This is a genomic window from Acinetobacter sp. ABJ_C1_1 (genome assembly GCF_044684115.1).
GTDB lineage: Bacteria > Pseudomonadota > Gammaproteobacteria > Pseudomonadales > Moraxellaceae > Acinetobacter > Acinetobacter nosocomialis_A.
The window spans coordinates 14,157-26,046 of record NZ_JBITPU010000009.1; the positions used below are offsets into that span (position 1 = coordinate 14,157).

Consider the following 11,890-nt stretch of genomic DNA (forward strand, 5'->3'; position numbering starts at 1 on the left):
TCTCTTTAATCTGTCGAGCAAGGAGAGCATTGCTACTCTCCTAACCAGTTTCTTAGTTAATAACACCACTGATACCAATACGAACGCTTGGCTCACCTTGAGATGCAGCTGCCACACCACCTGTGATTGACCAACGACCATTGTCAGATGTTTTACGTAAGGTCACACCGACAGCGTTTTCACCACCATGATATGCAGCACCCACAGCATAGGTGTATTTACCTGCGACAAATGGTGCATTTTCCAAGGCCATGGCAGCGGCAATACCCGCATTGGCTTTTTTCTCAACGTCATCAATACGTTTATTGGTGTCATAGAACACTTGTTGTAACTGATCTCCCAGATTGGTAATTTTGTTGCCCAATTCTTGGTTCGACTGATTTAACGTACCAATGGCATCATTAATATTGTCTTTGCCCGTTCCACCAATGTTTTTAGTCGTGATTGAACCATCACTATTAACAGTTGTATTTCCACCAATACTGTTTTTGATACTGTTTGAAATATTATGGATTTGGCCACCATTTACGGCTTGGTTCGAACCAGCTTTAATCTCACCATCTTTGACACCTTGGACAACTCGATCACCGTCTTTACCAGCCATATTTACGCTAGTACCACCCGTGTCTTTACCGACCGTGATTTCACCATTTGGTTTTTGCTGTTGAACTAAACCGGCTTTACCATTAGAAATATTGTCAATGTTGTTTTGAATGTTCTTAATATCATTCGAGTTCTTATCGACTTGATTTTGAACATTCCATAATTGACCACCATTTACGGCGTCTTTAGAGCCTTCAGCAACTTTACCATCAGCTACATTTTTCAGATTGGTACCTTTATCTCCTCCACCTAAAGTGACTGAGTTTTTGTCAACATTGCCATTTTTATCTTTGTCATACTGCACAGCATGGTCAGAAAGTTTGCCAATATCTTTACCAATTTGATCTTTAACTTCATTAATTTGCTTGTCTAACTGGCCTTTATTGACCGCGTCTTTTGCATTTACACCATCTGCAACATTGGTAATTTGCTTACTTCCAGCATCAATACCATTAATTGTGATGCTTGGACCGCCTTTAATGATAAGACCTTGCTGATTCAAGACATGACCGCCGACATTTACACTGTCGAATTTCACATCTTTTAGCATCTCGATTTTGATGCCATCTTCTGTGGTACGAGTAATAATGTTTTCACCACTAGTTTTATCTTCAGCAGTTTCTGGATTAGCCCCACCTACAATATTAATAGTGTCACCAAGCTTACGATGAACAGCTTTACCCTGAGTTGCTTTCTGGTCATTCGCACCAAAATTCAGCCCTTTTTGAGTCAAGTCATTTACACCATTGGTGACTTTGTCATCTACCGACTTGATTGCGTCATTGATATTGTTTTTACCCGTGCCACCAATGTTATTAGTCGTCAGGCTACCGTCTGGGTTCACAACTGTATTTCCACCAATACTATTTTTAATACTTGTTGAGATGTTATGAACCTGACTGCCATTTACAGCATCTTTAGAATTTTGTGCAATCATGCCATTCGCGACATCAGTAATTTTCTTACCGCCAGCATTAATGCCATCTTTAGTCATACTTGGGCCATCTTTAATGGTTAGGCCATTATGATTAAGTACGCTATCGCCCGTAGTAACGCTATCTAAAGTTAGATCTTTCTTGGTCGCTACCTCGTAGTTAGTACTACCATCTTTATTAACAGATTGTTTTACAACAATGTTGTCGCCTTCAGTTACAGTCGTTTTTGCTTTAGTTGCAGTATTTTTTACTTCACTAATTGCATCATTAATGTTGTTTTTACCCGTTCCTCCAATGTTATTGGTCGTCAGGCTGCCGTCTGGGTTTACAACTGTATTTCCACCAATACTGTTTTTAATACTGTTTGAAATATTATGAATCTGACTACCATTTACCGCTTCCTTTGAAGTTGATGAAATGTTGCCTGCTTTCACGTTATCTAAAACCGTGCCGTCTTTACCTTTTAAGGTGACTTTATCTTTGGTTTTAGCATCATCGTATTTCACTGCAGCATCATCAGTTGCATTTTGCTTGGCAGCAAGATCATCTAACTGACCTTTATTAACTGCATCTTTAGCATTTACACCATCAGCCACATTGGTAATTTGTTTACCACCTGCATTAATACCTTCTTTAGTAATGCTTGGACCTTCTTTAATGGTTAAACCATTATTATTTAAAGTCGTGTTACCAGTAGTCACACTGTCAAACTTCGAGTCTTTCAACAGTTCAATCTGAATGCCATCTTGAGTGGTACGGGTAATGACATTTTCACCGCTGGTCTTAGCTGCTGGTGTTGAAGCAGCTGCACCACCCACAATATTGAGCTTGTCACCAAGTTTACGGTGTACATCTGCACCGCTATTACCAGCAAAGTTCAAGCCTTTGTTTTCAACATCCTTAATACCGTTTGTAACTTTGTCATCTACAGACTTGATTGCATCATTAATGTTGTTTTTACCTGTTCCACCAATGTTATTGGTCGTCAAACTACCGTCTGGGTTTACAACTGTATTTCCACCAATGCTGTTTTTAATACTGTTTGAAATATTATGAATCTGACTACCATTGACCGCTTCTTTTGAAGTCGATGAAATGTTACCTGCTTTCACGTTATCTAAAACCGTACCATCCTTACCTTTTAAAGTAACTTTGTCTTTGGTTTTAGCGTCATCGTATTTCACCGCTGCATCATCAGTTGCATTTTGCTTGGCAGCAAGATCATCTAACTGACCTTTATTCACTGCATCTTTAGCATTTACACCATCAGCCACATTGGTAATTTGTTTACCACCCGCATTAATACCTTCTTTAGTAATGCTTGGACCTTCTTTAATGGTTAAGCCATTATTGTTTAAAGTAGTATTGCCAGTAGTCACACTGTCAAACTTCGAGTCTTTTAATAACTCAATCTGAATACCATCTTGAGTGGTACGGGTAATAACATTTTCACCGCTTGTTTTTGACGCTGGTGTTGAAACAGCTGCACCACCCACAATATTAAGCTTCTCGCCAAGTTTACGATGTACGTCTGCACCACTATTACCAGCAAAATTCAAGCCTTTGTTTTCAAGCTCGGTCTTGGTGTTGTCGATTTTGCTATTCAGTTCAGTTTTCGTATTACCAATCGTGTTGTTTAACTCAGTTTTAGTGTCATTAATCTGAGTTGTTAACTGATCTTTGGTATTGTTTAACTTGGTGTTTGTATCCGTAATCTGGTTACCAAAGTCAGTTTTTGTATCATCTAACTTTTGATTTAGATTGGTAATATTCTGAGCATTTTTACTAATATCGCTCGTGTTTTGGTTTACACGTCCATCAACATTTTTAAGCTGGCGTACTGTTACCGCATCTGAGTCAGCAGAACCATCTTCGACATTGGTAATACGGCGTTCTTTTCCAGCCGATCCGACAGAAATAACACCATTAGATTTAGAAGCATCACGATTGGTCAGGAAAGAACTTCCTGTCGCTTCAGTTGCTACAGCATCTTGACCTAAAGCAACACTATTTTGAGCTTCTACTTTACTACGTGCACCTAAAGCGACACCACCTTCAACCAAAGACTGTGCACCTTGACCAACTGCAACTGCATTTTCTTGGTCAGCAATTGCACCACCACCAATGGCTGCAGCATTTTTACCAGTTGCTTTTGCACCACCACCTACAGCAGCAGCATTTTCATTTGTAGCCTCAGCCCCTTTACCAATTGCAGCCGAGTTATCGCCTGTTGCTTGGGCACCATTACCAATTGCAGCAGCACTGTTTCCAGTCGCTTTTGCCCCTTCACCTGGTTTATTACCAGAACCAATTGCTGTTGAGTTTGTACCCGATGCCAATGAGTTAATACCCATTGCTGATGCACCATCACCTGTTGCTTGAGCAACCGCACCAAATGCAGCAGCACCCTTACCCGAAGCATTTGACATGACGCCAAAAGCAGATGAAGCATCACCCGTAGCTTTAGAAGTCATACCGAAAGCCGATGAAAATGCACCAGTACTCACTGCTTGAGTACCGACAGCCGTTGAGCCGTGATTTGCTTCAGTTGTTGGATAGCTACCTGCTTTAAGCACACCACCAGTAATTTCTGTATAGGTTTTACTCAGCTCAGCATCTTGGGCGATTTTATCGACATCATCACCACCAATTGCGACAGAAGAGTTCCCTTTGGCAATCACATCTGCACCAATCGCAATCGACTGATCTCCAATCGCTTTTGTCTGATCACCAATCGCAATCGACTGATTGCTATAGCCAGACGGTGTACCTTCTGCTCCTTTAGTCGATGCATTACGGCCGATAGCAACATCCCCACGACCAATCGTTTGACTGCTACTACCCACTGAAATTGCGCCAGAACCCATCGCCTGTGCATATGCACCAATCGCCATTGCCTCACGACCAGCAGCAGAAGTATTCACACCAACAGCAATTGCATTACGTCCAGTTGCCCCATCATTTTCAAAGTTACCACCTTGCTGACCGTTATCATTAATACTGACATAGTGAGTACGAGCAGCTTTTAACTGGCGTATAGTAGCAGCGTCAGAATCTGCAGCGCCGTCTGCTACGTTTTGAATACGGCGCTCACTTCCCACGTCACCAATTGATAAAACACCAGTTGGAGCGGATTGTTTAGTTAAGAAACTTTCACCCGTAGCCTGGACTGCTTTTGAATCTTTACCTACAGCAATACTATTTTCAGCTTCTGAACGCGCACCTTTACCAATTGCGACACCACCATCGAAAGTAGCCTCAGCTTGGTCTCCAATCACAACTGCATTATCTTTTTGTGCTTTTGCGCCTGTACCAATCGCAACAGACTTTTTACCTTTAGATTCTGAAAATGCACCAATCGCTAAAGCATTTTCCTCAGTGGCAACTGCGCCACCACCAAACGCAATCGAGTCCTTACCCGTTGCTTTTGTTGCCATTTTAGGCTGATAAGCAGCGCCTGCTTGCCCCGCAACTGGGTCAGCGTTTTCAATATCTGGCGAACCAATTGCAATTGAACGGTAACCTTCTGCCGTTGCCGAGTGACCAATTGCTAACGAGCCTTTACCTGTAGCTGCTGCAACATTACCAATGGCTTGAGAAAAATCGGCAATCGCGGCAGATTGGCGCCCAAGTGCAAGAGCGGTATTTCCAGAAGATAAAGCACCTGTACCAATTGCGACACCTGAAATACCTTGAGTTGTCGCATAAGAACCAATTGCTGTACCTAAACCTTTCTCAACTACGGCGCCAGTACCCACACTGATCGCCCCGCCTTGTTTCATTGCGCCAGCATAAGCACCAGTAGAATTATTATAAGGATTATTACGATTTGCGATGTTAGAGCCTGTTCTGTCTTGAGTTTGGGCTCCACAACCAATAGCGACATCTTTTTCATTGGCAGTACTTGCATTCCCTTCACGACAAGAAGTTGTACCTGAAATAGATGTTCCTTGGCCTACTCCTCCGTCGGTATTTGTCCCTGCGAAAGTATTTGGAGCAAAACTAATTACACCAGTTAAAACTACCGCTGATACATTTAAAGTTTTTGATTTAGTCTTTGTTTTACCTTTTGCAATTTCAGATGTTGCAACCCATGCTCCAATCGAAGCATTCCAAATGACCTTATAAACTTTATTCATAAAACTTCTCAGACAAATACCAAACTCAAAGACCAATAAAAATGTACAAATACATTTTTAAAATTTTTGGCCCAAAAAAAGAGGCGGCATCCTAATTGAATAAATTTAAAGGGTAAATATAAAAACAAAATAATGAGAAGAAAAATTGTGATTTTAATCACAAATTATATTTTTATAATTAATTTTAAGTTATTGAATTTAATAAATAAAAAATTAATTAATGTTAAAATGTTTTGTTTTTGTTAAAAATAAGTAAACTTATTTTAAAATAGAATAATAACTCTAAATATATGTTTAATTTTTATAAAATTAATAAAAATAAATACATTTTAAAATACATATGTATATTATAAAAATAGAATATTAACTCTAAAACAAATATCATTATTAATATAATTATTCAGCAATAATCACCCACTTAAAATACATATGTATATTATAACTAATAATGTATTTATACTACTTATAATAAACCATAAAATAAATAAAATTTTAAATATACTTAATAAAAACACTTATTATAAAATAAAACTAAATAAAGCATGTGTTTCGAAAACTGACCTCCTTACTTGTACGGCAAAGACTAATTATTAAGTAAAGATGCTTAGCTTTACTACAAAATTTTATTCTTCTTAAGAATTAATCTATTGATTCATAACATTTTTAAAAAAAAGTTGACTAAATTAGTCCTTTTTTCAACATTTTCTATTGTCATGCCCTTGTAATTTTTAAAATACACATCACTATAAAAAACATGGCAACCTCGTTGTCACTCATTAGGAGTGCCCATGTCTGAACTTATTATGAATGAAAAAACTGACTTAGAGCCTCAGGTTCCAAGTGTATTACCACTATTAGCCTTACGTGATGTGGTGGTTTATCCACACATGCAAATTGCGCTATTCGTGGGTCGTGAAAAATCGATCAATGCAGTTGATGTGGCTCGTAACAGTGACAATTTAGTATTTGTAGTTGCGCAAAAAGATTCGCTTACAGAAGAAATTGATCACGACAATTTATACCAGTACGGTACAGTCGCTAAGATTGTACAAGTAGTTAATCATGAAAATGATGAAAACTGCATTAAAGTACTTATTGAAGGCTTACATCGTTCTAAGCTCACAAAAATTATCGATGAAGATAGTTATTTGACTGCTGAACACGATTTAAGTCCAATGACTATTAATGTAGATAAGGCAACTCAAGAAACTCGTTTACAAGAGTTACGTAACTTATTTGCTCAATATGCAGAAGCAAAATTACGTAATGCACGTGAACTAGTTGCAGCTGCCAATAAAATCGAAGACTTATTGCAACTTATGTTCTTCGTAGCAACTCGTGTACCTCTAAATATTGAAATTAAACAGAAGTTTTTAGAGCACGATGAGTTTGAAGCACATTTGCAAGAGTTAATGAACTACTTGATGAATCAATCTGCTGAACAGCAAATTGAGCAAACTTTACATGACAGCGTAAAACGCCAAATGGAAAAGAACCAACGTGAATACTTTCTAAATGAAAAAATGAAAGTCATTCAACGTGAACTTTCTGATATGAATGGCGGTGCTGAAGATGACGTTGCTGAAATTGAGAAACGTCTTGCTGAAGCTGATTTACCTGAACACGTACGCAAAAAAGCTGAAGCTGAGTTCCGTAAACTTAAAGCAATGCAGCCAGCATCTAGTGAAGCTGCCGTTGTACGTAACTATCTAGAAGTAATTTTAGATACGCCATGGAACAAAGCGAGCAAAGTCAGTATTAACTTAGCCAAAGCACAAGAAATTCTTGATGCTGACCACTATGGTCTTGATGATGTTAAAGACCGTATTGTTGAATATTTAGCTGTTCAATCACGTGTGAAAAAACTCAAAGGACCTATCCTCTGTTTAGTAGGTCCTCCAGGGGTTGGTAAAACTTCACTCGGTGAATCAGTAGCTAAAGCAACAGGTCGTGAATTTGTTCGCATGGCGCTTGGTGGCGTACGTGATGAAGCAGAAATTCGTGGACACCGTCGTACTTATATTGGTGCGATGCCAGGTAAAATTGTGCAGTCTTTAACAAAAGTTGGCGTGAAGAACCCATTGTTCTTACTCGACGAAATTGACAAGATGGCGCAAGACTACCGTGGTGACCCAGCTTCTGCATTGCTTGAAGTACTTGATCCATCACAAAATAGTAAGTTCAACGATCACTATTTAGATCTTGATCTTGACCTTTCTGAAGTCATGTTCATCTGTACCGCAAACAGTATGAATATTCCAGAAGCATTACTGGACCGTATGGAAGTCATTCGTCTACCGGGTTATACCGAAGATGAAAAAGTAAACATTGCTGAGCGCTACCTTGTTCCTAAAGCAATTAAGAACAACGGATTACGTGCAAAAGAGTTAACAATTCATGAAGAAGCGATTCGTGACATTGTTCAACGCTATACACGTGAAGCGGGTGTTCGTAGTTTAGAACGTGAAGTTTCTAAAATTGCGCGTAAAGTGGTAAAAGAAGCGGTAAGTAAAAAGTCTAAAAACTTACAGCTTGACGTTACCTCTGCCAATCTTCCTGAATACCTAGGTCCACACAAATTTGACTTTGGTATGGCTGAAGATGAAGCACAAGTAGGCCGTGTAAATGGCTTGGCATGGACTTCTGTTGGTGGTGAGTTACTTACTATTGAAGTTGCAGCTGTTAAAGGTAAAGGTAAATTTATTACAACCGGTTCACTCGGTGACGTAATGAAAGAATCGATTACCGCAGCAATGACTGTAGTACGTACACGTGCTGACGAACTTGGTATTGAAGCATCTCGTTTTGAAGAAACTGATGTACACGTTCACTTACCTGAAGGTGCAACTCCAAAAGATGGTCCATCTGCTGGTTTAGCATTAACAACTGCACTTGTATCAGCATTTACTGGTATTGCGATTCGTCCAGATATCGCAATGACAGGTGAAACAAGTCTTGGTGGTCGTGCGATGCGTATCGGTGGCTTGAAAGAGAAACTTCTAGCTGCACATCGTGGTGGAATTAAGCTGGTCTTTATTCCTCAAGATAACGTTCGTGATTTGGCAGAGATTCCTGACAATGTGAAAGAAGGATTAGAAATTAAAGCTGTGAAAAGCATTGATGAAATCTTACCTTTAGCATTAACGGCAATGCCAAAGCCTTTACCTAAAACACCGATTGTAAAACCGGTAGAAGGCTCAAAAGCAGCGCGTCACTAATTTATAAAATAGAAAAAAGAGAGCTTTGGCTCTCTTTTTTTTGTTACATAATTTGATTGAAAAATATCCAACCTCCCTCATAATAAGAAGTGAGAGTAATTAATTTTATTATTTGCTCTTGTCTATCTTATGTCACAGATAGCCTTGTTTTTATTCTCTATGATCATCTGAACTCCAGACAGATGATCATTTGATCGCAGTCCAACACCATTTTTTGGACTGCGTTTTTTATGCCCACTTACTGCCCCGCAGTTATTGTCTCCTCAGGTATAATATGTCAGCTGTTTTGACTGAATAGACCACATGAAAATTCGTATTCTGACCATTGGTCAAAAAATGCCTGCTTGGGTACTTACTGGTTTTGAAGATTATTTCAAACGCATTCAACCTTTTGTCCAGACTCAAGTGATTGAACTTCCAATGGCAAAACGGGGAAAAAATGACTCGGAAGCAGATATTTTAAAATACTGTCAACTTGAAGGTGAAAGTATTTTAAATGCTTTAAAGCCGAACGAGACACTCATTGCTTTAGAAGTAGGTGGACGTGAGCTCAGTACAGAAAAACTGGCTGATACCATGAAACAATGGATGCTTGAAGGTAATGATGTTGCATTGGCTATTGGTGGCCCAGATGGTTTGTCAGATCAAGTACGTAAAGCGGCTGCTTGGCATTGGTCACTCTCAAAACTTACCATGCCCCATCCTTTAGTACGTGTTTTATTAATCGAGCAGCTTTACCGAGCGATGAGCATTAATCATAATCATCCTTATCACCGTGCATAAAAAGAACAAACGTTTCATTTTAAGAACAATCCGTTGAAATCAGGATACTTTTAACATGTCCTGATTTTGGCATAATGACTATTATTCTGCTTTTCAACTCAGGTGTAATGAAATGGAACTACAAACCCTTCCCGGACTGTTTATTTCACATGGTTCACCCATGCTTGCACTTGATCCAGAACAAGTGGGTCCTGCTTTACACCGTCTTGGTATAAATCTACCTACTCCAAAGGCAATCATCGTGATGTCTGCTCACTGGGAAAGTAAAGCACTTGAAGTAAGTAGTTCGACTCGTCCGGAAACATGGCATGACTTTCGTGGTTTCCCACCAGAGTTGTACGAGATTCGCTATAGCGCACCTGGTCAACCAGAACTTGCCGAAGAAATATTGAAGTTATTGGCAGATGCTCATTTTGTTGCACATGCCAATAGTACTCGTCCTCGCGACCACGGTGTATGGATGCCTCTTTTACACATGTATCCAGATGCGGATATTCCCGTTGTTGAAATTTCTTTGCCGATGACCTTAAGCGCACAAGAAATTTATCGAATTGGACAAACGCTTGCCCCTTTACGTGAAAAGCAAATCTTATTGATTGGCTCTGGAAGTATTACACATAATCTTGCTGAGTTGTCTTGGCAAGGAGATAATTCTAAAGTTCCTGAATGGGCTTCAACTTTTAGAAATACTGTCGTTAATAAGCTTTCACATCAAGATTACGATGGCGTGTTGGAATGGCAATCACTGCCTTATATAAAACATAATCATCCAACTCTTGAACATTTTGCACCTTTGTTTTTTGCTATGGGAACTGGTCATCGTTTTACGATTGTTCACAGTAGCTTCACAATGGGCTCATTGGGTATGGATATATATCGTTTTGATTAATTTTTAGGAAATACCCCGTTTTTCGCGGGGTATACCATTATTTTTATGAAAAATTCGAATAATTTACAAACTTATACATTTTGAAAACCGAAACAATCATATGTTTACATTTTCTTTTTTTAAGAATGTTTTAAGCTTAGTGCTGTTGTTTTTTTACTTGAAGTTTTTTAAATGAAAATTAAATATTTAATTCTTGCGTTATTACCTTTTTCTTTGATGGCGTGTCAAACAGTTTCAAATACTCAAGCTCCAATTGTATCTGAGCAACAACAAAATCTTGCAGCAACTTTAAGTGAATATGCTTGGACTTATCAAAATGTAAAAGCATCTAAGCCACTTGTTCTTAACTTTAATGCAGATGGTAAATTAGCAATTAACACAGGTTGTAATGGTCAAGGTGGTACTTGGAAAGTTGAAGGCAACCAACTTGTAACCTCTCCTCTTGCATCAACAATGATGGCTTGCCAAGACGATTTAATGAAACAAGAACAATTGTCTAATAGCATCTTTAGTGAAGCAAAATTGCCAATCGAAATTAGTAATAGCAATGGTCAGGTAATCTTAAGCGTGACAGATAAAGCAGGTCAAAAGCATATTTTCCAAGGCGTAAAAGCAACTAATACTCAAGCTTTAACTGATTACTCATGGTCATACCAACCTGAAAATACTAAAAAGCCGATCGTTCTTAACTTCACAAACGACCGTTTATCTATCGCAACAGGTTGTAATCGCCAAGGTACTACTTGGAAAGTTGAAAACAATACCATCGTAACTGCTGATGTAATGTCAACTATGATGGCGTGTGAACCTGCGTTAATGAAACAGGAACAATTCTCTAGCAGCCTGTTCCAAAAACGTGCGATTCCATTCGAACTTAATACAACAAATGCTGATCAACCAACATTAACTATCGTTGATGCTCAAGGTCAGAAATATACTTTCACAGGTAAAATGACACCTGAAGCAAAATACCAGTCTGAAGGTAAAACTGTTTTCCTTGAAGTAGCACCAGAAACTAAATCTTGTACGGGTGTTGCGCCACAAACTTGCTTGCAAGTTCGTGAAGTTAAATATGATGACAAAGGGGTAAAAACTTATGTCGACAAAAACTGGTCATTATATTATGGTCAAATCGAAGGTTTTGAACACAATCCAAACCAACGCGTAATCTTACGTGTAAAACGCTTTGAAGTGAAAAACCCAGCAGCAGATCAATCTAGCCAAGCAGATGTGTTAGATATGGTTGTAGAGCAAGAAATGGTTAAAAAGCCTAAAAAATAATTTTTAGACTAAAAAAATCCGATGCTTTTGCATCGGATTTTT

The 11,890-nt window shown here is 38.8% G+C and carries 5 protein-coding genes; 4 read left to right on the forward strand and 1 reads right to left on the reverse strand.

Annotated elements, in window-relative coordinates; all coding sequences use genetic code 11:
• Positions 1–52 precede the first annotated feature (52 nt).
• The gene (gene ata / locus ACG59Z_RS11555) at positions 53–5,677 is read right to left on the reverse strand and encodes a trimeric autotransporter adhesin Ata (protein WP_400199470.1); all 5,625 of its coding nucleotides are present in this window, start codon (positions 5,675–5,677) and stop codon (positions 53–55) included.
• A gap of 788 nt (positions 5,678–6,465) precedes the next feature.
• Here ata and lon point away from each other — a divergent pair.
• The 4 genes from lon (at position 6,466) to ACG59Z_RS11575 (ending at position 11,848) form a co-directional block, all read left to right on the forward strand.
• Positions 6,466–8,895 carry an endopeptidase La gene (lon, locus tag ACG59Z_RS11560; RefSeq protein WP_348888773.1) on the forward strand — a complete coding sequence of 810 codons (2,430 nt, stop codon included), beginning with the start codon at positions 6,466–6,468 and terminating at the stop codon, positions 8,893–8,895.
• 303 nt (positions 8,896–9,198) lie between these two features.
• Complete coding sequence (rlmH, locus tag ACG59Z_RS11565) at positions 9,199–9,678, forward strand: 23S rRNA (pseudouridine(1915)-N(3))-methyltransferase RlmH (RefSeq protein ID WP_396479554.1); 480 nt, start codon at positions 9,199–9,201, stop codon at positions 9,676–9,678.
• 112 nt (positions 9,679–9,790) lie between these two features.
• Complete coding sequence (locus ACG59Z_RS11570) at positions 9,791–10,567, forward strand: dioxygenase (protein ID WP_400199472.1); 777 nt, start codon at positions 9,791–9,793, stop codon at positions 10,565–10,567.
• Positions 10,568–10,738: 171 nt separating this feature from the next.
• Positions 10,739–11,848, forward strand: a complete 1,110-nt coding sequence (locus ACG59Z_RS11575; protein ID WP_400199474.1) for an META domain-containing protein — start codon at positions 10,739–10,741, stop codon at positions 11,846–11,848.
• Positions 11,849–11,890 lie beyond the last annotated feature (42 nt).

Coding starts and splice junctions, on each gene's coding strand:
- ata (WP_400199470.1), bottom strand. CDS start 5,677: ATGAATAAAGTTTATAAGGTCATTTGGAATGCTTCGATTGGAGCATGG.
- lon (WP_348888773.1), top strand. CDS start 6,466: ATGTCTGAACTTATTATGAATGAAAAAACTGACTTAGAGCCTCAGGTT.
- rlmH (WP_396479554.1), top strand. CDS start 9,199: ATGAAAATTCGTATTCTGACCATTGGTCAAAAAATGCCTGCTTGGGTA.
- ACG59Z_RS11570 (WP_400199472.1), top strand. CDS start 9,791: ATGGAACTACAAACCCTTCCCGGACTGTTTATTTCACATGGTTCACCC.
- ACG59Z_RS11575 (WP_400199474.1), top strand. CDS start 10,739: ATGAAAATTAAATATTTAATTCTTGCGTTATTACCTTTTTCTTTGATG.